We start from the raw sequence: 22,797 nt of genomic DNA, 5'->3' as shown, positions 1-22,797 counted from the left end.
GCGGATCTTCCTTATTTGACGGCGCCGAAGGTCAGGCCACGGACAAGTTGTTTCTGGCTGAACCAGCCGAGGATGAGGATCGGTGCGATGGCCATGGTGGAGGCCGCGCTTAGCTTGGCGAAGAACAGGCCCTCGGGGCTGGAATAGCTGGCGATGAAGGCGGTCAGCGGCGCCGCGTCGACGGCCGTCAGGTTCAGCGTCCAGAACGCCTCGTTCCAGGCCAAGATGAAGTTGAGCAACACCGTGGAAGCGATGCCGGGAATGGCCATTGGGGTCAGGATATAGATGAGTTCCTCTTTCAGGGTCGCACCATCCATGCGCGCCGCTTCGAGGATCTCGCCGGGGATTTCGCGGAAGTATGTGTACAGCATCCAGACGATGATCGGCAGGTTGATCAGCATCAGAACAATGACCATCCCGGCGCGACTGTCGAGCAACCCCATTTTGATGAACAATAGATAGATCGGGTAAAGCACGCCGACCGCGGGCAGCATCTTGGTGGACAACATCCACAGCAGGATGTCCTTGGTTCGCTTGGAGGGTACGAAGGCCATGGACCAGGCCGCAGGCACCGCGATGATGATGCCCAGCAATGTCGACCCGCCCGCCAGGATCACCGAGTTCCACAGGAACCGCATGTAGTTCGACCGCTCCTGAACGATGGCATAGTTTTCCAGGGTCCAGTCGAAATTCAGGAAGATGGGCGGGTTGGCGATGGCCTGCGCCTCGGTTTTGAAGCTGGTCAGGACCGTCCAGAGGATCGGAAAGAAGATCACCAACCCGATTGCCCAGGCCAGGGCGGTGGTCAGTGTCTTGCGTTGTGTGCTGACGGCGCGTGCCATGTGATCAGGTCCTCCTCACGCGTCCAGGTTCTTGCCGACGATACGCATCAGGAAGATGGCAACGATATTGGCAAGTATGATGGCATAGACACCGCCTGCAGACCCCAACCCGACATTCTGGCTTTCCAGCACGCGCTGGAAAATCAGGTAGGTGAGCGTCCGGGTGCCGAAGGCGCCGCCGGTGGTGACGAAAATCTCTGCAAAGATCGACAGCAGGAAAATCGTCTGGATCAGGATCACGATCGTGATCGCGCGGCCCAGATGCGGCAGGATGATATGGCCGAAACGTTGCAGCGGCCCGGCACCGTCCATTTCGGCGGCTTCCAGCTGTTCGCTATCCAGCGACTGGATCGCGGTCAGCAGGATCAGCGTGGCGAAGGGCAGCCACTGCCAGGACACGATCATGACGATCGACCCCATCGACGCCTCGGACAGCCAGGCCACCGGCTCGGCCCCGAACAAGCGCCACAAATGCGCAAACAGACCGTTGGTCGGATCCATGAACATGTTTTTCCAGACCAGCGCGGAAACCGTGGGCATCACGAAGAACGGGGCGATGACAAGAATACGCACGACGCCCTGCCCCCACATCGGTTGATCCAGCAACAGTGCAAGCAAAATGCCCAGCACAACGGTGATCAACAGAACGCCACCGACGATGATCAGTGTCGTCCAGACGGCGGGCCAGAAACTGCTGGAGGTCACGAAACGGACGTAATTGTCGAACCCCGCCGGCCCCAGGTCGCCCCCGCGCAGCGGCAGGTATTTGCGGAACGAGAACCACACGGTCATCGTCAGCGGTACCAGCATCCAGCCCATCAGCAGGATCACGGCAGGCGCCATCATCAGGCGGGCGGCGGATCGGGAAGCCTTGGTCGCCATTGGATAGTCTCCTAGATCGGCCCGAAGCAGGCCGAGGCTGACGAGGAATGTGGAAGTCGACTGGGTTTGGAGAACCGAGGGTGGCACGGGGCCACCCTCGGGAAAGGTCACACCTTAGCGGTAGCCTGCTGCTTCCATCGCTTCGTTGGTGATGGCCTGGGCCTTTTCAAGGGCCTCGTCGATCGACTGCTGGCCTGCATAGACGGCCGAGAATTCCTGGCTCACCTCGGTGGCGATACCGGCAAATTCCGGGATGGCGACGAACTGAATGCCGACATAGGGCACCGGATCGACGGTCGGATCGGTCGGATCAGCCGCGTGGATGGAATCCAGCGTCATCTGGGCAAAAGGCACTTCCTGGTATTCCGGTGTCTCGTAGAGCGAGGTCCGGGCACCCGGGGGCACGTTGGCCCAGCCTTCGTTCTCGGCCACCAGCTCGATGTATTCCTTCGAGGTAGCCCATTCGATGAACTCTTTAGCAGCGTCTTCCTTCTGGGTGCCGGCAGGGATCGCCAAGGCCCAGGCCCACAGCCAGTTGGAGCGCTTTTCCACGCCCTCGGCATTCGGGGCCAGCGCGAAGCCGACGCTGTCGGCCACGGTCGAATCATCGGGGTTGGTCACGAAGGAGGCTGCCACGGTGGCGTCGATCCACATGCCGCACTTGCCCTGCTGGAACAACGACAGGTTTTCGTTGAAACCGTTCGTCGCATAGCCGTCGGGGCCGTAGTCGTTCATCAGGTTGACGTAGAATTCCAGCGCCTCTTTCCAATTGGGCTGGTCGAACTGGGCGTTCCAGTTTTCGTCGAACCAGCGCGCCCCGAAAGAATTGCCCGTCACGGTGATGAAGGCACCGCCTTCGCCCCAGCCCGCCTTGCCGCGCAGGCAGATACCGTTGATGTCGTTTTCGGGATCGTCCATGGCAGCGGCCGCTTCACGGATGAACTGCCAGCTCGGGGCTTCGGGCATCTCGAGCCCGGCCTCTTCCATCAGGTCGGTGCGATACATGACCATGGAGCTTTCGCCGTAGAACGGCGCGGCATAGAGAGTGCCGTCATTGGACAGGCCGCCGCGCATGGCGGGCAGGATGTCGTCCACGTCGTATTCCTCGGACAGATCGTCCAGTGGCACCAGCCAGCCGTTCGCACCCCAGATCGGGGTTTCGTACATGCCGATGGTCATGATGTCGAACTGGCCGCCATTGGTGGAAATATCGGTTGTGACGCGCTGGCGCAGCACATTTTCTTCCAGCGTCACCCATTCGACCTCGTGGCCGGTCTTTTCAGTGAAGTCGTCGGTGTAGCCCTGCATCCGGATCATGTCGCCGTTGTTCACGGTGGCGATGGTGATCGTTTCAGCCTGCGATACGCCGGCAACCAGCGTCAACGCCGTTGCCGCACGAAGTGCGTTCGAAAGTTTCATCCTATCCTCCCTAATTTGGATGGTGTGGCGAGACCCTAGAACGCAATTTATCATCGCGTCAACAAATTTTTACGCGCGTGAAGTTTTGATTGAAATCAAGCGGAGTCGCGCATGATCAACCGCGCCGGGAACAACGTCTCCTCGCGTTTTTCGAATCGCCCGCCGCTCTCGATCAGGCGAAACAGGGTTTTGACGACGTGTTCCGACACCGTTGCATAATCATGCGCGGATGTGGTCAGGGACGGGCAGGTGAATTGTGAAAACGGATGGCCATCATGCGAGGCGACACGCAGATCGCATCCCTCGGCCCGGCCGACCCGCACGCCTTTCTCGTAGCAGGCCGCAAGGAACCCGATCGCCAACCGGTCGTTCGAACAAAGGACCGTATTTGTCGGCAAGCCATCCTCGGCGAGGAGTTTCAGACCACCTTGCCGTCCGATTTCTTCGAAGCCCCAGCCCTCACCGGCAACGCGCAACACATGCGGCTCAAGCTGCAATCTCTGCATCATGCTCAGATAGGCGTCGCGGCGCTTGTTGGCGTTGGGGTTGGCGGGGTGCATCATCTCAAAAAAACAGGGCCGGTCGCCGGTTCGGCTCAGGTATTCGACGGTTTGCGACACAAAGCTGTAATTGTCAGACCCGACAAAGGCTTCGCCCATCCCCTCGATACTGCTGTCGAACAGGACGGTGGGAACGTCGCGGCAAAACGCCTCGATCGCGGGTTTGTCGGACTGGCGCCCCAGCGGCGCCAGCAAGACACCCGCCGGCTTCAGGGATCGAAGGTTGTCCAGGATGTCGATCTCGCGCTCGCGTTCCCCGTGAGAGCTGAACAAGGACGGTGAAAAACCCGCGTCTATGCAGCGCCTCTCGATCACCCGTACGATCTCGGCAAAGAAAGGATCTGCAAGGTAGGGTACAATGATACCGATATTTTTTGTCGCGCGCCGGTTCTGGTTCATTGCGAAGATGTTCGGGCGATACTCGAACCGTTCCAACGCCTCTTCGATCTTCTGCCGGGTGGATCGCCGCACGCTGTCCGGATCGTTGAAATACTTGGACACCGTCGGGCGCGAAATCCCGCTCGCGGCCGCGAAATCCTCCATCGTTCTTATTTTCTGCTCACGCATTCCGACAATCCATCAGCTTCGCCCTCGCATCCAGCCCCGGGCCCTGAGCGGTCCGTATAGCATCAACATGGCCTGAGCATAATTGACGCGCGAAAAGCTCACCATTCCACACACCATACTAACGCGGTCTGGTCGGGTGTAAATTGGTCGTGAAATGTCTTGACCGATAGGGCTGGCGCGAAAGGACCGGCCCGTTGGAAAAACGCCACGCCCGGTCAGGGGCCTGCCGGACGTCATTGCCGCCAAGGCGGCAAGACGCGTACCGTCGCCGCCACCCAAGCGACCTGGGCCAAGGCCCAAAGCCGTGACTTTGGTTGCATGTCAGTCGGCTGTTTTCAGGATTCGGGTTCGTTGCTTGATCGACCGAACAAAGCCTCCGGGCTTTGTCCTGATCCACCCCGCGCTTTTCCACCGTTTCGCAGGTGTCAGTCGAGACTGACACCCACTGGTAAATATCCGCGACATCGCAGGGGAATGCCCGCCAAAGCGTTCAGAGATACCGGTTCACCAGGTTTTCAAGCCGCTCCTGGCGACCGGATCGCGGCTGTGGATCAAGGTCCTGCTCGATCACCCGCTGTGCGATGGCTTCCAGGTCCTGCCCCAACAGATCAGAGCTGTCCCAACCTGCGTACCGGGCTTGCCGGGCCTCTTCCAGCTCGCCATCCTCCAGCATCCGCGCGGCGGCTTTGAAGCCCGCAGCACAGGTGTCCATGCCGCCCACATGTGCCAGCACGAGGTCGGCAGGGTCGATGGACTGACGCCGTAGCTTGGCGTCGAAGTTGGTGCCACCCCGGCCCAGTCCACCGGCGCGCAGGATCTCGTAGTAGGCAAGCGCCACCTCGGGCACGTTGTTGGGGAATTGGTCGGTGTCCCAACCGGATTGGTAATCGTTGCGGTTCATGTCGATGGAACCAAGGATGCCCAATGCCCCGGCCAGCGCGAGTTCATGCTCGAAGCTGTGCCCCGCCAGCACCGCGTGGCCGCATTCGATGTTGACGCGGACCTCGTTTTCCAGGCCGAAATCCTTGAGGAACCCGTAAACCGTGGCGACATCATAGTCATACTGGTGCTTGGTCGGCTCCTGCGGCTTGGGCTCGATCAGAAGCTGACCCTCGAAACCGATCTTGCGCGCATACTCCACCACCTGGCACAGGAACCGGCCCGCCTGCTCGCGTTCGCGGGCCAGATCGGTGTTGAGCAGGGTCTCGTAGCCCTCGCGCCCGCCCCACATGACATAGTTCTCTCCGCCAAGGCGCTGCGTGGCATCCAGGCAGGATTTTACCGTCGCTGCGGCATAGGCATAGACATCCGGGTCAGGATTGGTCGCTGCTCCAGACATGAAGCGCCGGTGCGAAAAGAGGTTTGCAGTCCCCCAGAGCAGCCCTGTACCTGTTTCTTCCATCTTTTGGCCGAAGTAGTCCGTGATCTCGTCCAAACGGGCATGGTTTTCGGCAAAGCTGTCGCCTTCAGGGCGCACGTCGGCATCGTGAAAACAGAAATAGGGCGCGTCGAGGATCCCGAACAGCTCGAAGGCGGCATCGGCCTTGAGCTTTGCACGCTCCATGCTGTCCTGGGGCTGCCAGGGGCGGATCAGGGTCTGCCCGCCAAAGGGGTCATTGCCCTCCCAGGCGAAGGAATGCCAATAGGCCACGGCAAAGCGCAGATGCTCTTTCATTGGCTTGCCGAGGATGACCTCCTCGGGGTTGTAGTGGCGATACGCAAAGTCATTGTCGCCTTGCGGGCCCTCGTAGCGGATCGGGGCGATCCCGTCGAAAAAACTGGTCATGTCTTATAGATCCTTGAGCTTGTGATAGGCGGCGCGATAGCGGGCCTGGGCTTGTGCCAGGGGGTCAGCCAGCGCCGGATTAGGGTCATGGGTGCAAGCAACGGGCGGTGGTGTGGCGATCTCGGCGCCCGCGCCGGTGGCGGCCATGCGCCCCAGCCGTGCCGCGCCCAGGGCCGCGCCGAAGTCCCCGGCCTGCGGCACGTCCAGCGGCACGCCCAGCGCCGAGGCCAGCAGATCGAGCCAGTATGATGACCGCGTCCCGCCACCCAGCGCCAGCGCGCGGGTGATCTGCGTCCCGGTGTCGGCGAGCGCATCGCGGCTGTCGACAAAGGCGTGGGCGACACCCTCCAGCACCGCGCGGGCGGCTTCGGTGGCGTCGGTGGCGTGGTCTAGGTTCAGGAACTGGCCCCGGATGTTTGCATCGTTATGCGGTGTGCGCTCGCCGCCCAGATAGGGCAGAAACAGTACCCGGCCCGGCGCGTGCAGGTCGCCAAGCCCGGAGGTCAGCTCGGCGGCACTGCGCCCGGTCAGGCGCGACAGCCATTCCAGCGCATCCGTCGCCGCAAGGATCACGCCCATCTGGTGCCAGGTCCCAGGAACCGCGTGGCAGAAGGCGTGAACGGCGCTGGCAGGGTCCGGACGATAGCCCGCATTGGCCGCGAAAAGCACACCAGAAGTTCCCAGCGACAGAAAGGCCTGGCCGTCCTTGACGACCCCTGCCCCGATCGCGGCGGCAGCATTGTCTCCGGCCCCGCCGGCGATGGGCACCTGCGGCAGGCCCCAGCGTTGCGCCAGTTCAGCCCGCAGGGTGCCCGTGACCTCTGACCCTTCGGCCAGTCGCGGCATCTGACCTCGCGACAGCCGGCAAGCGGCCAGCAGATCATCTGACCAGTCGCGCGCGCCGGTGTCCAGCCAGCTCGTGCCAGCGGCATCCGACATCTCCGACACGGCCTCGCCCGTCAGCCAGAAACGCAGGTAGTCCTTGGGCAACAGCACCTTGTCGATCTTGTCGAAGATCTCCGGCTCGGTTTCGCGCACCCAATCGACCTTGGGGGCGGTGAAGCCCGGAAAGACGATGTTGCCGGTAATGGCGCGAAAACGCGGATCTGCGTCCATGCGCGCGGCCTGATCCCCGGCGCGGGTGTCGTTCCACATCATGCAGGGCCGCAGCGGCGCCCCGTCCCGGCCCAGCAGCGTGGCCCCGTGCATGTGCCCCGACAGCCCGATCCCGGCCAGCCCGCTGCAATCGGCCTTGGCGGCAACAGCGGCGATGGCCGCCTCGGCGGCGGTCTCCCAGGCGCGGGGGTCCTGCTCGGAGCAGCCGTCATGGGGGCGCGACACGGTCAGCGGGACGCTGTGCTCGGCCAGCAGCGCGTCGTTTTCATCGATCAGGATCGCCTTGAGCGACGATGTCCCGAGGTCCAGTCCCAGAAATGTTGTCATGGAATCAGGCCGCCACGCCCTCGGGCGTCTTGCCCGCGATGATCATGCCCAGAAGATCGTCGGTGGTCACGTCATCCACCTTGACCACGCCCACAAGTTTGCCGTTCTTCATCACCGCCGCACGGTCGCAAAGCTCTTTGACCTGGTGCACGTCGTGATCGATCAGGAAGATGCCGAGGTTCTGTTTTTTCAGCTCTTGGATCAGATCCGCGACCATGCGGGTCTCTTGCGGTCCGAGCGCGGCAGTGGGTTCGTCCATGATCAGGATCCGCGCGTTGAAATAGACTGCGCGGGCGATGGCCACGGATTGCCGTTGCCCCCCCGAGAGTGCCGACACGGGGGACGAGAACTTCTGGAAATACGGGTTCAGCCGCCCCATGACCTTGCGGGTCTCGGATTCCATGGCCCCATCGTCGACAAGGCCGGTCATGGTGGTTAGTTCACGCCCCAGGAACAGGTTCGAGGCGGCATCCAGATTGTCGGCAAGCGCCAGCGTCTGGTAGATCGTCTCGATGTTGTAGGCCCGCGCGTCGCGGGGGTTGTTGATCTCGGCAGGCTCGCCATTGATCCGGATTTCGCCGGAGTCCATCCGGTAGGCGCCAGACAGGCACTTGATCAAGGTGGACTTGCCCGCGCCGTTGTGACCCAGCAGGCCCACGACCTCGCCGGGATAGAGATCGACGCTGACATGATCGACGGCCTGAACGCCGCCAAAAGCGATGGAGATGTCGTTAAGCTCGACCAGCGGTGTCTCGGCCATCAGGTATCTCCTGTGCGCTTGCGGTAGATGATGTCGATGAGCACGGCCAGGATCAGCACGGCACCCACCACGATATTCTGGAAGGGCGCATCCACGCCCACCATCGCCATACCCGATTGCAGCGACTGCATGATCAGCGCGCCCAGGATGGCCCCGTAGATCGTACCGATCCCGCCCGACAGCGCTGTGCCACCGATAACGGCGGCGGCGATCACGCGCAGCTCGTCCAGCGTGCCGATGTCATTGGAATGGAACGACAGCCGGGCCGAGGCGACCACCGCGGACAGCGCGCAGAGAAAGCCCATGATCGCGAAGATCTTGACCGTCAGAAGCCGCGTGTTGATCCCCGAAAGCTCGGCCGCGTCAGGGTTGCCGCCAGTGGCGAAGATATAGCGGCCCAACCGCGTGCGCCGCGCGACAATGGTCATGACAAGCGCCACCAGAATCAGCAAGAGTACAGAGATTGGCAGACCGTAAGCGGCGGTATAGCCTTCGGGCAGAACCTCGCCGCGGGCCTCGAAGTCACGTTCCAGCACGCGCTGGGGCACCTCGTAGGAATTCAGCAGCCAGATGAAGCCCATGATGGCCCCAACCGCGATCGCGCCCACGGCGCCCTCGGCCCAGAGCGGCTTGACCGGGAAGCCGTGCCCTTGCTTGGTACGCCGGGCCGACCACAGGGCGTAAAGCGCCGCGACCGAGGCAACGACAGCAAAGGTCCAAGACCAGGTGGTGCCCAGCGTGCCGGAAATCCCGCCGAACATCTGGTAGGTCTCGTTCAGCGGGCCGATGGTCTGGCCGTTGGTCGTGTACCAGGCCACGTTGCGCCAGATGAGCAGTCCGCCCAGCGTCACGATGAAGGCCGGGATCGTCAAGTAGCCGATCAGGTAGCCGTTAAAGGCCCCGATCACGGTGCCTGCAACAAGCCCGCCCAGGATGGCCAGCCACGGCAGCGCCGGATGACCCAGCGAAAAACCGAAGATCTGCAACAACCATTCCGTTTGCAGCATGGCCATGACCGCCGAGGTCGTGGCCAACAAGGATCCGACGGACAAGTCAATGTGGCGTGTGACGATTACGAAGACCATTCCGGTGGCCATGATGGCCACGCTGACGGTCTGGATCGTCAGGTTGAACACGTTGCGTGGCGTCAGGAAACGACCGCCGGTGAGAATGTTGAAGACCACCGCGATAACGATGAAGGCCCCGATCATGCCCAAGAGGCGCATGTCGAGTTCGAGCGAAGCCACGAGGCCCCGTTTGCGCGCCTGGGGCAGGTCGGTGTCGGCGTCTTTGGATGCTGTGTCGGTCATGTCTGTCCTGTCGTCTGGACCGGCTGCCCCTTTGCAAGCGGCACCGGGCCGGGCTGGATCACCTGTCGGGAAGGCGGGGCGGGCCATATGGACCCGCCCCTGACTCAGTCATGCGCTGTGCGTCGGGCGCTCAGTCACAAGGCGCCGGGCCGTTCTCGACGCCCTGGCACAGTGCCTCTTGTTCGATCCAGCCCGCGTCCACGACCACTTCGAGATTGTCGGCGGTGACCGGAACCGGCTCCAGGAATTTGGCAGTCAGCTCGGTTCCCGAAGGAGACGTCCAGGATTCCGCACCGTCGATGTCCAACATCGCGGTCCCTTCGGCCATGGAGACGGCGATTTCGGCGGCCTCGCGGCCCAGATCACGGGCATCCTTCCAGACGGACACGGTTTGCGTGCCGCGGGCGATGCGGTTCAGCGCTGCGTGGTCACCATCCTGACCCGAGACCGGAATACCTTCCATGCCCTGCGCGGTCAGTGCGGCCACGGCACCGCCGGCAGTGCCGTCATTCGACGCCACGACCGCATCCACCTCGTTGTCGCTGGCCGTAAGGATTTGCTCCATGTTCCGCTGGGCGTTGGCAGGCAGCCAGCCGTCTGTGTAGGCTTCGCCCACGATGTTGATGTCGCCGGAGTCGATGGCGTCTTGCAGGACCTCTTGCTGGCCGGCGCGCAGGAAGTCGGCATTCGGATCCTGCGACGAGCCCTTGATCATCACGTAGTTGCCAGTCGGCTGTTCCTCGAACACGGCGCGGGCCTGCATGCGGCCAACCTCGACATTGTCAAAGGTCAGGTAGAAGGCGCGCGGATCGTCGATCAGGCGGTCATACCCCACGACCGGAATGCCTTCGTTCGCGGCGGCGCTCACAGCCGGCGTGATGGCATCGGCGTCCTGCGCCAGAATGATCAGCGCATCCGCACCTTGGGCGATGAGGCTCTCCACATCGGACAGCTGCTTGGACGACGAGGACTGTGCGTCGGTCGAGATATAGTCCGCGCCGGCGCTTTCGAGAGCCGCGACAATGGCGGCTTCGTCGGTCTTCCAGCGTTCTTCCTGAAAGTTCGACCAGCTGACGCCGACGGTCAAATCCTGCGCCAGTGCGGCAGAGCTGAAGCCAACCACCATGGCGGCAGCGGCGATTACGGATTTATGCATGTGATATTTCCTCCCAGTCTGAGACCCACAATTGGTTTGCGAGCCGCGAGTCGTTTGACCCTCGTGGCAAACTTGCCTGATTAATTTCACTTGTCAAAATAAAATTGACAAGTGAACCCACAATATGTCTGAATTCGAGTCCGTAAATGATGAATTTCTCACTCCCCCGCTTGTCTGAGCGGTCTTCAGGGTGAGAAGCCAAGGTTTCTTGGCTGAGCGGTGATCGTTTCGGAGCAGATTATTTTTGGTGAATGAATGAATGACGCCACGACCCCAAATCGTCCCTCTCCGCCCCGCGCGGCGTCGAGACAGCTTCGAAACGGGTCGATCGTGGGATGCGGTCCCCGATTGCGCAACGGGGGCGACAGTGGACCGCCTCTGCGACAACAGGTTTTCGAACATGTCCGCGCCGAAGGTCAGGCCACCCGATCACAGATCACGCGCAGCCTGGGCATCTCGGGCGGCATGGTCACGCAACTTACGGCCGACCTGATCCGCAGCGGCCTCCTGGAAGAAATGGCCGACACCGATCGTCAGACATCGCGGGAGACGGCCCGCGGCCGGCCGCCCACCGCCCTGGGCGTGGTCCCGGAAAGCGGCCGGGTTCTGGGCCTCAAGCTGTCAGAGGACGTGCACACGGCTGTCATCACGGATTTCGCCGGGGTTGAGCATGGGTCGGCCACGCGCCCCAGCGGCCGCCGTCCCAGCGGACTTGACGCATTGAGCGAAGAGGTTGCGGCGCTCGTCGATCAAGCGCTGTCGAATGCCGCCGGCCCGAGCACCGTGCCGCTCGTTGCCATCGGGCTGGGCCTTCCGGGTCTGGTCAAGCACGAGGAAGGCACAGTGGCCTGGTCGCCGCTCCTTTCGCAGCGAAACGCCCCGTTGAAAGCCGCGCTCGAGGCGCGGCTGGGGCTCCCGGTGCATGTCGACAACGATGTGAACATGCTGTCTCTGGCCGAACTCTGGTTCGGTGCAGGCCGGTGGAAATCGGACTTTGCCGTGGTCACGATCGAACAGGGGGTCGGCATGGGTCTGGTTCTCGGCAATCAGCTCTATCGCGGGGCGCGCGGCATGGGGCTGGAGCTTGGCCATACCAAGGTTCAGATGGACGGCGCCCTGTGCCGGTGCGGACGGCGTGGCTGCCTGGAGGCATATGTCGCCGATTATGCCCTGCTGCGCGAGGCTGCCACGGCGCTGGATTCGGATGGTCTGGGGCCGGTTGCCCCCGAAGACATGCTGGATCGTCTTTTCGGTCAGGCCAAGGCAGGCAACCGCGCCGCCGCAACGATCTTTCGGCGGGCGGGGCGCTACCTGTCGCTGGGTCTGTCAAACGTGGTGCAGCTTTTCGATCCGGAACTCATCATCCTCTCCGGGGCGCGGATGCGCTACGATTACCTCTATGCCGAAGAGGTTCTGGCCGAGATGACCGCCCAGGCCCTCGATGATCAGCGCCCACCCGTTCGGGTCGAAATCCACGCCTGGGGCGACCTTGTCTGGGCACGCGGGGCCACGGCGCTGGCCCTTTCGGTTGAAACCGACCGCCTGCTGGGCGACCCTGCACTGGCATGATGCGCCGGCTCGCCCTTGTCACATTTCTGGCGGCCATCGCGTCGCCCGTGACCGCGTCTCCCCGTTTCGAACCGGTGGACGGCCCGATATCCAGCCATGTCTACGCCGGCGGATGGGAACATTTCGTTGGCGGTGGCGTGGCGGTTCTTGACTGCAATGCGGATGACAGGCCGGACCTGTTTCTGGCGGGCGGCGAAACTCCGGCGCAGCTTATGGTGAACAAAGGCAAGATGATTTTCGCACCGCAGCCCCTTTCGGACTCGCCGGAGACCGCGCCACTGACGGGCGTGACCGGGGCCTATCCGATCGACCTTGATGCCGATGGCGTCCTCGATCTGTTCGTGATGCGCTCCGGGCCGAATGTCGCGCTTCGCGGCCAGGGTGATTGCCGTTTCGAAAAGGCAACTGCGGCATTGGGCCTGCCGGATAACGGCAACGCCTGGACCACCGCTTTTACTGCCTGGTGGGCACGCGCCGCCGCCCGTCCAACGCTGGCGGTTGGAAATTATGTGGACCGCGCCGACCCTGAGGGCCCGTTCGGCACATGTGATGACAATGCCATCCTGACACCGGTCGACCAAGGGTGGCAGACACAGCCGCTGACACCCGGTCATTGTCCGCTGTCGATGCTCGCAGCGCGTGACGCGCGGGGGCAGCTCTCGTTACGGCTGTCCAACGATCGACACTACTATGTTCGCGGCGGGTCCGAACAGCTCTGGGACATCGCCAAGCAGCGGTTTCTCGGCTCTGCCGACGGCTATGAGCCGCCCAGACTATGGGGGATGGGAATCGCGTCACGGGATCTGGATGGCGACGGTCGTGACGAGGTCATGCTGACCTCGATGGGCGACCAGAACTTGCGGTTGGCCCGGGAGGGTGGATATGTCACGGCCCCGTTTTCGATGGGAACCAGCGCGCATCGACCCCATATTGGCGAAGATGGCCGCCCCTCGACAGGCTGGCACGCACAATTCGGCGATATCGACAACGACGGGCGTGCCGATCTCTTCATCTCCAAGGGCAATGTTGATCAGATGCCGGGCATGGCCATGCAGGATCCGAATTCATTGCTGATGCAGCAGCCTGACGGCACGTTCAGCGACCATTCTTTCGCCGCCGGAGTGGCCAGCACCGCACGCGGTCGGGGCGCAGCGCTTGCCGACCTCGATGGCGACGGACGGCTGGACCTCGTCGTGGTCAATCGCCGGGCCGGTGCCGAGCTTTATCGCAATGTCACGCCGGACGCCGGCCATTGGCTTTCCGTCGAACTGCACCAACCCGGTGGCAATTCCCGCGCTGTCGGAGCGCGTGTGCGCGTTCATGCGACCGGCTGGTCCGAAGAACAGGAGATCACGATCGGCGGCGGCCATGCAGGCGGACAAGCCGGGCCGCTCCACTTCGGACTGGGTGATGTCACGAATGTGAAGATCACGGTTGTCTGGCCCGATGGCGCCGAGACCCGGCATGCGCCCGCAGGCGTCAACCGCCGAATTACGCTGCGCCGGTAGCAACGCAAGGACGCGCGCGGCCCTGAAAACATGCGTTTTGCGTCGTGCGCGTGAACGGCGGATGTTCCTATGGGGCCACGGGCAGCCCGCTGGGTACAGCCTCGGGCACACCCATGCGCCCATTGCGCGCCACTGGATCGGTCAGACTGTCCAGGAACGCGACCAATGCGGCGACATCATCCTCCGACAACTCCAGCGGCGCCTGCGAGATGGCATCGCGGATCGCATCCACCTCGACTTGCTCCTGCATGATGCGCATGTCCTCGACCGGCAGGTCAGGCAAAACGGCCTGCCCGATATCATATTGAGCCAACCCGGCCGCCGGGTCAGCATGGTGGCGCAGGTAGTCGCCCAGATCATCATAGGCCCCGGCATGACCATAGGGTCCGGTCAGGGCAACATTGCGCAACGACGGCGTACGAAACGCATAGGCGTCCTCGGGCCTGCCAGTTACCCGCATCCGGCCGGTGTCGCGCGCATGCGCCTCGAACCGCGCGGCCTTGCCGGGGCCGATCTGGACGTCACCCATGGCGTGGAAGCGTTGATCCGTCAAAAGGGGGCCGCTGTGACATCCAGCACAGCCCGCGGTTCCATAAAAGAGCTCCAGCCCAGCCATGGACCGCGCGGGCAAAAGTGCAGACCCGCGCAGAACCGCATCGAAGGGGGCTGTGTCCGATCGCCATTCATGAACCATGAATCCGGCAATCGCGTTGGATATATCGGTAAAATGCACATCGCGTGGCGCTTTGCCGTACACCGATTGAAAGAGCTGCCGATAGGCCGGCAAAGCCGCCACGCGCTGCGCCAGAAGATCCCAGGCCCCGCCCGGTCCGGTGATCCGCCCGGTCCGCACGGCCTTTGATACGGCATTCTCGCCGTAGTGACCGGCCATTTCATCTGCGGACAGAACGGGAAACATGGTCTGGGCCGATAAAAGACCGTCAAAGCCCTGTTCCATCTCCGGGCCAAGAGGTGTGCGAAAGCCTGCATCCCGGGCAGCGTCCACCTCGATGCGGCCGTCGTGGAACAGCACGCGGACCTGTCGTGCCCCGAGGTTGAACAAGGCGGGCGCATTGCGGGGCACGCGTTGCTCCGGCGGGTTGTCGGGGTCGGCCATCCGGTCCGGGCCCAGCCCGCGCCCGCCGTCACCCATGCCAAGGCTCAGACCATCGGACGTGCCAAAACGCGGATGGTGACAGGTGGCGCAAGACACCTCTTTGTTGCCGGACAGGATCGGGTCGTAGAAAAGCAGACGGCCCAACTGTGCCTCAGCCTCATCAATTTGCGGAAAATCCGCATCCGTGAGGGGGTCGGGCAAATCCTGCCCGGCCGCCACGCCTGCAAACAGGCAAAGAAACACCGCGATCCAGCGCATTTGGAAACCCCTCCGCCTCATACGCTGCGAGATACGGTCCAGGACCGCAAGTGGTTTTCGCAGCAGGGCGTGGGCCACCTTGAACGCTTTGAAGTCAACCGACGAGGGCGCGTTGCCCCGGACAAGGAGCGCGCGCCTTGGAGAACGGTCGCGCCCCCGAGAGCCCGCTTTCATTTTCTGACCCGATAATCACGTCCTCGCAGGCAGACCTTCGCAAAAAAGCAACAGTCAGACCTTCGAGAGTTGGAAGATATCCCTGAACCGCGTGCGCAGCTCGTTCTTTTGAACCTTTCCCATCGTGTTCCGAGGGAGCGCCTCCATGATCTCGAAATGACGCGGGCGCTTGAAGCCGGCCAACTTGTCTTTCACCTCTGCCTCGATCGCTTCGAGATCGAGGTTGCCCGCCCCGTCCGGCACCAGGACTGCCACCACGCTTTCACCGAAATCAGGATGCGGCGCACCGACAACAGCGCTTTCGAGAACACCCGGCAGGTCATCGAGGAACATCTCGATTTCCTTGGGATAGATGTTGTAGCCGCCCGAAATGATCAGGTCCTTGCCGCGCCCGACAATCGAGATATACCCATCCGCGTCGATCCGGGCGAGGTCGCCGGTGATGAAGAACCCGTCTTCCCGCAATTCCTCGGCGGTCTTCTCGGGCATTTTCCAATAGCCCTTGAACACGTTTGGCCCGCGCACCTCCAGTACGCCGATTTCGCCAGAGGGCAGAGTAGCACCGGTTTTCGGATCGCAAACCTTGGCCTCGACCCCCGGCAGCGGGAACCCGACCGTTCCCGCCCGCCTGTCCCCATCATAGGGGTTGGAGCTGTTCATGCTGGTCTCGGTCATGCCGTAGCGTTCGAGGATACGGTGCCCGGTGCAGGCTTCGAACCGCTCGTGCGTTTCTTCCAGAAGCGGCGCAGACCCCGAAATGAAGACCCGCATATGTTCTGTCAGTGCGCGGTCGAACCGCGCATCGTCCAGAAGCCGGGTGTAGAAAGTGGGAACGCCCATCATCGAGGTCGCGCGCGGCAGCTGCGCAATCACCGTATCGGCGTCGAATTTTGGTAGCCAGATCATCGCGCCCCCGGCAAGGAGCGTCACGTTCGAAGCCACGAAAAGCCCGTGGCTGTGGAAAATCGGCAAGGCATGCAACAACACATCGCGGTCGGTAAAGCGCCATATCTCGACAAGGGATTCGGCGTTCGACAGGAGGTTGCGATGGGTCAGCATCGCCCCCTTGGACCGGCCCGTCGTGCCAGAGGTGTAGAGCAGCGCGGCAATATCGTCTGCGTCTCGCGCCACCACCTCGGTGCGGACCGACCGCTTGACCGCCTCGTCCCTGAGCGTGCCGGCGCCGGACGCATTCATGGTTCGCAGGATGGCGCCGTTCTGTTCGGCAATCGGCGTGACTTCTTCAGTTTCGGAGGGATCGCAAACAAACAAAGCCGCCTCGCTATCGGCGATGAAATAGGCCAGCTCTGTCGCCGTATAGGCGGTGTTCAGCGGCAGATACACCGCACCCGATTGCAGACAAGCGGCGTAAAGCGCCAGCGCATCCGCCGATTTCTGAACATGAACCGCAACCCGGTCCCCCGGCGAGATGCCCAGATCATGCAGGGCGGCGGCATAGCGTCCGGAAAGATTGACGAAATCCGCGTAGGTCAGGGTCGTCCCGTCCTGCAAATGCAGGAAATCTGTCGCCTGTCCCCGGTGGGGTGCGATCAGGGCGTCGTAAAGTGGGTTGCTCACGTCCTAAACTCTCCTATTTCTCTGTCTCTCGGCTGCGGCCCGCAGTGATCATGTAGCGATCAAAGCCCCGCTGTATATGCGCGTTTGCGGCATCCCGTGCTGCGGCCTCGTTGCCGGCGGTGACCGCATCGGCGATGACCCGGTGTTCTTCCAGCGAGCGGGCGATGTTCGATGCGATCGACAGGCCCTTGCGGCGAAACAGGTGCATCTCGCGCTTGATGTTGTCATAGATCACCTTGGCCTTGGGGTTGCCCGCAGCGGCCATCAGCATGTCGTGAAATTCGATATTGAGCGCATAGTAGGTCGCCAGTTCCTCGGTTTCCTGCGCGCCTTCCATCTTATCAATATTGACGGCAAGTGCAGCGGCAAGGTCGCGCTCTTCACCGGTGCCCACACGGCGTGCAGCGGCGGCGCAGGCCATGGCGAAGATCGCCCCCCGCAATTCGTACAGGTTCTGCACTTCGGACAGGGTGGTTTCATGCACAAAAGCGCCACGGTTGGCGATCAGATCGACGAGCCCGGAATCGGCAAGCGACCGGATGGCTTCTCGGACCGTGCCGCGACTGACCCCCATCAACATCGACAGGTCGAGCTCATTGAGCTTTTCCCCTGCGGTCAACTCGCCTTCGGTGATCATGCGTTCAATCTCCGCCCGGGCTTCCTGGGCAAGCGTGGCGCGTCCAACTCCGATCAATTTCGCCTTCATGGTCATGTCCCTTTTTTCTGCCACCCGGTTTATATTGTCAACAATCAACATATTGTTGTCATTTGATGAGAACTGTATTAGTCAATAGCAGAACTCGAACCATCGCAGGAAGCAAAATGACAAAACCGGAACGTCCTTTCGCATCCAAGGCGGATGTGCCGCCCAGCACCGCCTTGAACGGGTTGCGTGTCCTTGACCTCACCCGGGTGCGCTCAGGCCCGACCTGCGTGCGCCAGCTCGCCGATTGGGGCGCTGATGTCATCAAGATCGAGACGCCGGTCGATACCGCCCAGTTCGGAGGGCCCCGCTCCGGCCCCGACTTCCAGAACCTGCACCGCAACAAGCGCAGCTTGACGCTGGACCTCAAGGCCGAGGCCGGGCTTTCAGCTTTTCTCAAGCTGGCAGAGACGGCGGATATCATCGTCGAAAACTTCCGGCCCGCCGTGAAGACCCGCCTCGGGATCGACTACGACACGCTGTCAAAGACCAACCCCGGCCTGATCTACGCGTCCATCTCGGGCTTCGGTCAGGACGGTCCGCTGGCCGATCGTCCCGGCTTTGACCAGATAGCGCAGGGCATGGGCGGATTGATGTCGATCACCGGCAAACCCGGTGAAGGACCGATGCGGGCCGGCATCCCGATCGCCGATCTCTGCGCCGGGCTGTTCGCCGCGCAAGGCATCCTGATCGCGCTGTTCGAACGGGCCACCTCCGGCAAGGGGCAATGGATTCAGACGTCGCTTCTGCAAGCACAGGTCTTCATGCTCGATTTTCAGGCCGCCCGCTACCTGATGGATGGCGATGTTCCCAAACAGGCGGGCAACAATCATCCGACCTCGATCCCGACAGGCGTTTTCCGCACGGCGGATGGCTACATGAACATCGCCGTGACCGGCAACAACATATGGACAAACTTTGCCAAGACGCTCGACCGCGAAGACTGGTTGACCGATGACCGCTACGCCACCCCGCCGGCGCGGTCGGAACACCGCGACGCATTGGGCGCCGAGATCGAGGCCATCCTGCAATCCGCGACAACCGCACATTGGATCGAACTCTTCACACGCGCCGGGGTGCCCGCAGGAGAGATCAACGATATCGGGGAGGTCTTTTCCGAACCCCAGGTCCGGCATCTGGGTCTTGCTCAACCCGTCAAAAGCCAGGAACGCGGTGATACGGAACTTGTGGGCCAACCCATCCTGATGAGCCGCACGCCAAGCCACATCGCCACGCCCCCGCCGACCGCGGGTCAACACAGCTTTGAAATCCTGTCTGAAATTGGCCTGTCCGAAGCTGAAATAGCCGACATGAAGGCGTCAGGTGCCACATGACGAACACGAGGAAACACACGACATGACCGACAAGATCCTGATCGAGCAATCGGGCAATATTGCCCGCATCATCTTCAACCAGCCGGAAAAGCGCAACGCGGTGTCGCTCGAGATGTGGGAAGCGGTCGAATCCGCGACGGCGCGCTTTGCAGCCGACGACAGCGTGCGTATTCTCATCCTGTCGGGCGCGGGCGGCAAGGCCTTCGTCTCGGGTGCCGACATTTCGAAATTCGAGACCGAACGTGCCAGCGTCGAGGCGGTTGCGCAGTACAACGCCGCAACCAAGCGGGTCTATGACAGCATCGAGGCGTTTCCCAAACCAACCATCGCCCAGATTGACGGCTATTGCATTGGCGGCGGCGTGGCCCTGTCCCTCAGCTGTGATTTGCGGATCTGTGGAGAGAAATCCCAATTCGCCGTGCCTGCGGCCAAGTTGGGCCTGGGCTATGGCTATGAAGGCATCACCCGGTTGGTGAACGTCGTCGGCCCTACTTTTGCCAAGGAAATCTTTTTCACCGCGCGTCGCTTCACCTCGGCCGAAGCCAAAGACATGGGGCTGGTCAACCGTGTGGTCCCGGATGACCAGGTCAAAACCGTGGCGGAAGAAACCGCGCAGATGATTGCGGAGAATGCCCCGATGACCGTGGATTCGGTGAAATATATCGTCAGCCAGATCATGGCACCGGAAAACAAGACGAATCGCGAGGAATGTGCCCGCCGCGTGCAGGCCTGTTTCGAGAGCGAGGATTACAAGGAAGGCCGCAAGGCGTTCATGGAGAAACGCAAGCCAAACTTTGTCGGGGCGTAATGAGTAGCGACAGCCCCAAGAGGGTCGCCGAAACGCAGGCGCGCACGCAGTTCGAGACCGCCCTGAACGATCACGAGCAGGCCTTTGAAATATTCTTTCTGGCCCGGTTTCTCGGGCTTGAATTCACCTATCTTCCCCAAGATGCGGCTGCACCCGACAAGGAGGTCTGCCGCGTCAGGTTCGAAGTGACGGACATGCTCCGCAATCCGCAGGGTTCCTTGCACGGCGGCGTCATGGCGTCGGCGATGGACATTTCGATGGGGCACCTCATCAACAAGATACAGGGCCCGGGAGCGACCATCGAAATGAAGCTGCAATTCATGCGCCCGGTCACCCATGGCCACGCCACCTGCGAAGGCCGTTTTTTGAAACGCGGGCGGTCGATCTCGTTTATGGAAAGCCGCTTGTGGGACGACGCAGGCAAGCTGGCCGCGGTTGCGACCGCGACATGGAAAATGCCCTAGTCTCTCGACAGTTTTTCGAGCTTTTCCAGCAGAACCGCAGGTATGGAAAGACCCCGGCGCTCTGCCTGTCGCATCTGCGCCACCGCGCGGGCACCGGGCAGGCGGACGGGTGTGGCCGGGTCTGCAGCTGGGCTTTGCACGATCTGCTCCAGCGCTTCGTCCACAGTGTCATTCGGCCCGATGATGCCGCAAAGCGAATTTGCGTCGATCAGCAGGAACATCATACTGAAGCCCTGGGTCTTTGACGGGTCCTTGTGCTGATCGGCGACCTGCCCGAGCATCTTTCCACCTCCAAGGGTGGCGGCGAAAAGGTCCAGGCTCAGCGCCAGGTTCGCTCCTTTCGGGCCGCCGATCGCCTGCAAGACACCGCTCAGCGCTGCCTGCGGATCGGTTGTCGGCCTGCCATCGACATCCAGTGCCCAATCGCTCGGGATAGCCCGACCAGCGTCCCGCGCCCCGCGCACACGCGACCGGGACGCCATCGAGAGCGCGATATCGAGAAGCACCGGATCGCGCCCGTCGATTGGGACGCCTATGCCGATCGGGTTGTTGCCGATCAGCGGCTGTCGTCCGCCGGCCGGGGCAATCATCGGCGCCGTGGCCGTAGTGACAAGGGTTGCAAAGCCCGCCTGCGTCGCAAGCCAGAGATAAGGCACCAGGGCACCTACATGTGTCACGCCCCGCAGAAAGACCGCGCCGACCCCTGCCGCACACGCGGCCTTCTGACCTTCGGTCAATGCGCGCATCGCGGTGACCGGACCCAGACCGTCACAGCCATCGACATGACGCAGGGCAAGCGCGGGAGCCTGCACCTTGACGACGGCACTCGGATCGATCCCCCCCGCCGTTATGCGATCGCAATAGGTGATGACGCGGCTCAACCCGTGGGTGGGCAGCCCCATCATTTCAGTCAGGACAAGACTCTCCGCTGCGGCTTGTGCACCGTCGGGTGGCACATCCAGTCGGGCAAAAGCGCTTGCCGCAAGGTCACGGGCCTCCTCCGCCGGGATCGTGACCTCACCCGGCATCGAGTTTCTTGACCATCTGTGCTTTTTTTCCGATCCGGTTGAGCAAGGGCAACATCACCACGAGCATTAGTGTCACGAGAATGATCCAGACCGAGGCCGGTCGTTCGACGAAGATCATGAAGGACCCACGAGAGATGGTCAGGGTCTGGCGCAAAGCTTCTTCGGCCAAGGGACCCAGCACCAATGCCAGCACGAGTGCTGCGGCGGAAAACCCGTAAAGACGCATGAAGAACCCGACAATGCCTGCGGCGAACATGATGTAAAGTTCGATGAAGGATGCGTTCACACTGAACGTGCCAAGCGCACAGACCACGATGACGGTCGGTCCAAGGATTCGATAGGGCACCTTGATGATTTGCACGAAAAGCGGGATCGCGAAAATGCTGATCGTCAGAAGCGCCATGTTGCCCAGATACATCGACGCGATAAGCCCCCAGGCCAGTTCGGGGTTCTGCTCCATGAAGAGCGGCCCCGGACGCAGGCCCCAGAGCAGAAATGCCGCCAAAAGCACAGCAGTCGACGCCGAACCCGGGATACCCAGCGTCAGGAGCGGGATCATGGCGCCGGAGGAAGCCGCGTTGTTGGCCGTTTCGGGCGCGACCAGGCCCGCCATCTCGCCCTTGCCGAAATTCTCGGGTGTTTTAGACAGCGACCGTTCGGTCGAATAGGCCATGAGCGAGGCGATCGTGGCCCCTGCGCCCGGGATGACACCCACGACAAAGCCCAGCACCGAATTCCGCGCCATTGTCATGCGCGTGGAAATCCAGTCCATCCGGGTCGGCCAGAAACGGTCCTCGTTCTCGTAATTGACGATGCCCCCAGTGCCGAACCGGTGCAGGCCCTGGTAGAAGGCGTAGAAAAGCTCTCCGAGACCGAAAAGGCCGATGGCGATGGGAATGAAATAGATACCGCCGATCAACTCGGCAGAGCCGAACGTGTAGCGCCCCTGCCCTGTCTCGAGGTCGACCCCGACCGTGCCAAGCGCAAAGCCGATAAGGGCCGAGATGATGCCGAGGCGCCAGTTCTCTCCGATCATCACGATAAGGGTCAGCATTCCCATGAGCGCCAGCAGGAAGTATTCCGGTGGACCGAAACTCCGCGAGACCTGCGCAAACATCGGTGCCAGCAGAGTGATCAGGATGACGCCCACCGTGCCGCCCACGAAAGACGCGACCGCCTGCATGACAAGCGCCGGCCCGGCGCGCCCGTTCTTGGCCAGCGGAAAGCCGTCGAATGTGCTTGCCACAGTGGCGCTTTCTCCGGGCGTATTAAGCAGGATCGAGGTGATGGTCCCGCCGTACATGGCACCGTAATAGATCGCAGCCAGCAACATGATGGCGCCGATCGGATCCATCCCGAAGGTCATCGGCAACAGGATCGCAAGCCCGGCAGAGGGGCCAAAGCCGGGGATCACCCCGACAATCATTCCGATCGCAGCTCCAAGCAGAAGATACACGAGGTTGATCGGCGTGATCGCGATCGACAGACCCATGATCAGGTCGCTAAAGATGTCCATTGGTTTCGCTCCAGT

At 62.1% G+C, this 22,797-nt stretch carries 19 protein-coding genes; 5 read left to right on the top strand and 14 right to left on the bottom strand.

The genetic code is table 11. The annotated features are described in order from the left end of the window. Positions 1–11 precede the first annotated feature (11 nt). From LCF59_RS04965 to xylF, 9 genes are all read right to left on the bottom strand, one after another. Positions 12–842, bottom strand: a complete 831-nt coding sequence (locus tag LCF59_RS04965) for a carbohydrate ABC transporter permease (RefSeq protein WP_292286199.1) — start codon at positions 840–842, stop codon at positions 12–14. 15 nt (positions 843–857) lie between these two features. Next, positions 858–1,724: a carbohydrate ABC transporter permease gene (locus tag LCF59_RS04960; RefSeq protein WP_292286197.1), complete on the bottom strand. Its 867-nt coding sequence runs from the start codon at positions 1,722–1,724 to the stop codon at positions 858–860. Positions 1,725–1,838: 114 nt separating this feature from the next. After that, on the bottom strand, positions 1,839–3,143 hold the full coding sequence (locus LCF59_RS04955; RefSeq protein ID WP_292286195.1) for a sugar ABC transporter substrate-binding protein: 1,305 nt from the start codon (positions 3,141–3,143) through the stop codon (positions 1,839–1,841). 95 nt (positions 3,144–3,238) lie between these two features. Beyond that, positions 3,239–4,270, bottom strand: a complete 1,032-nt coding sequence (locus tag LCF59_RS04950; protein WP_292286193.1) for a LacI family DNA-binding transcriptional regulator — start codon at positions 4,268–4,270, stop codon at positions 3,239–3,241. A gap of 490 nt (positions 4,271–4,760) precedes the next feature. After that, entirely contained in the window at positions 4,761–6,056 is a 1,296-nt protein-coding gene (xylA, locus tag LCF59_RS04945; RefSeq protein ID WP_292286191.1) for a xylose isomerase, read from the bottom strand. A 3-nt stretch (positions 6,057–6,059) separates the two neighbouring features. Then, entirely contained in the window at positions 6,060–7,499 is a 1,440-nt protein-coding gene (gene xylB, locus LCF59_RS04940; protein WP_292286189.1) for a xylulokinase, read from the bottom strand. A gap of 4 nt (positions 7,500–7,503) precedes the next feature. Continuing rightward, the gene (locus LCF59_RS04935; RefSeq protein ID WP_292286187.1) at positions 7,504–8,259 is read right to left on the bottom strand and encodes an ATP-binding cassette domain-containing protein; all 756 of its coding nucleotides are present in this window, start codon (positions 8,257–8,259) and stop codon (positions 7,504–7,506) included. Further along, the gene (locus tag LCF59_RS04930; RefSeq protein ID WP_292286185.1) at positions 8,259–9,569 is read right to left on the bottom strand and encodes a sugar ABC transporter permease; all 1,311 of its coding nucleotides are present in this window, start codon (positions 9,567–9,569) and stop codon (positions 8,259–8,261) included. The genes LCF59_RS04935 and LCF59_RS04930 overlap by 1 nt, the downstream gene beginning before the upstream one ends. A gap of 130 nt (positions 9,570–9,699) precedes the next feature. Next, the gene (gene xylF / locus LCF59_RS04925; RefSeq protein WP_292286183.1) at positions 9,700–10,725 is read right to left on the bottom strand and encodes a D-xylose ABC transporter substrate-binding protein; all 1,026 of its coding nucleotides are present in this window, start codon (positions 10,723–10,725) and stop codon (positions 9,700–9,702) included. Positions 10,726–10,980: 255 nt separating this feature from the next. Here xylF and LCF59_RS04920 point away from each other — a divergent pair, with 255 nt between their 5' ends. Both LCF59_RS04920 and LCF59_RS04915 read left to right on the top strand, forming a co-directional pair. Further along, the gene (locus LCF59_RS04920; RefSeq protein WP_292286181.1) at positions 10,981–12,294 is read left to right on the top strand and encodes an ROK family protein; all 1,314 of its coding nucleotides are present in this window, start codon (positions 10,981–10,983) and stop codon (positions 12,292–12,294) included. Further along, positions 12,294–13,802, top strand: coding sequence for a CRTAC1 family protein (locus LCF59_RS04915; protein ID WP_292286179.1), 1,509 nt, complete (start codon positions 12,294–12,296; stop codon positions 13,800–13,802). The genes LCF59_RS04920 and LCF59_RS04915 overlap by 1 nt, the downstream gene beginning before the upstream one ends. A 67-nt stretch (positions 13,803–13,869) precedes the next feature. On the opposite strand, the gene LCF59_RS04910 is transcribed toward LCF59_RS04915, so the two are convergent. From LCF59_RS04910 to LCF59_RS04900, 3 genes are all read right to left on the bottom strand, one after another. Next, positions 13,870–15,177, bottom strand: coding sequence for a cytochrome c peroxidase (locus tag LCF59_RS04910; RefSeq protein ID WP_292286177.1), 1,308 nt, complete (start codon positions 15,175–15,177; stop codon positions 13,870–13,872). Positions 15,178–15,405: 228 nt separating this feature from the next. Further along, entirely contained in the window at positions 15,406–16,929 is a 1,524-nt protein-coding gene (locus tag LCF59_RS04905) for a malonyl-CoA synthase (RefSeq protein ID WP_292286175.1), read from the bottom strand. Between the two features lie 13 nt (positions 16,930–16,942). Beyond that, a complete protein-coding gene (locus tag LCF59_RS04900) occupies positions 16,943–17,635 on the bottom strand; it encodes a GntR family transcriptional regulator (protein WP_292286173.1) in 693 nt (230 codons plus the stop codon). Positions 17,636–17,751: 116 nt separating this feature from the next. On the opposite strand from LCF59_RS04900, the gene LCF59_RS04895 reads away from it, so the two are divergent. From LCF59_RS04895 to LCF59_RS04885, 3 genes are read left to right on the top strand one after another with little or no spacing between them, the layout of a single operon-like run. Next, positions 17,752–18,966 (top strand): CaiB/BaiF CoA-transferase family protein, encoded by a 1,215-nt coding sequence (locus LCF59_RS04895; RefSeq protein WP_292286172.1) that lies wholly within the window; start codon positions 17,752–17,754, stop codon positions 18,964–18,966. Between the two features lie 22 nt (positions 18,967–18,988). Further along, positions 18,989–19,774, top strand: a complete 786-nt coding sequence (locus tag LCF59_RS04890) for an enoyl-CoA hydratase (protein WP_292286170.1) — start codon at positions 18,989–18,991, stop codon at positions 19,772–19,774. Then, on the top strand, positions 19,774–20,238 hold the full coding sequence (locus tag LCF59_RS04885) for a PaaI family thioesterase (RefSeq protein WP_292286168.1): 465 nt from the start codon (positions 19,774–19,776) through the stop codon (positions 20,236–20,238). The genes LCF59_RS04890 and LCF59_RS04885 overlap by 1 nt, the downstream gene beginning before the upstream one ends. Here LCF59_RS04885 and LCF59_RS04880 read toward each other — a convergent pair. Next, positions 20,235–21,266, bottom strand: a complete 1,032-nt coding sequence (locus LCF59_RS04880) for an Ldh family oxidoreductase (protein WP_292286166.1) — start codon at positions 21,264–21,266, stop codon at positions 20,235–20,237. The genes LCF59_RS04885 and LCF59_RS04880 overlap by 4 nt on opposite strands. Then, the gene (locus LCF59_RS04875; RefSeq protein ID WP_292286164.1) at positions 21,256–22,782 is read right to left on the bottom strand and encodes a tripartite tricarboxylate transporter permease; all 1,527 of its coding nucleotides are present in this window, start codon (positions 22,780–22,782) and stop codon (positions 21,256–21,258) included. The genes LCF59_RS04880 and LCF59_RS04875 overlap by 11 nt, the downstream gene beginning before the upstream one ends. Positions 22,783–22,797 lie beyond the last annotated feature (15 nt).

The organism is Marivita sp. (assembly GCF_020055675.1).
Lineage (GTDB): Bacteria > Pseudomonadota > Alphaproteobacteria > Rhodobacterales > Rhodobacteraceae > Marivita.
This window is presented reverse-complemented; position numbering and strand designations above follow the sequence as displayed.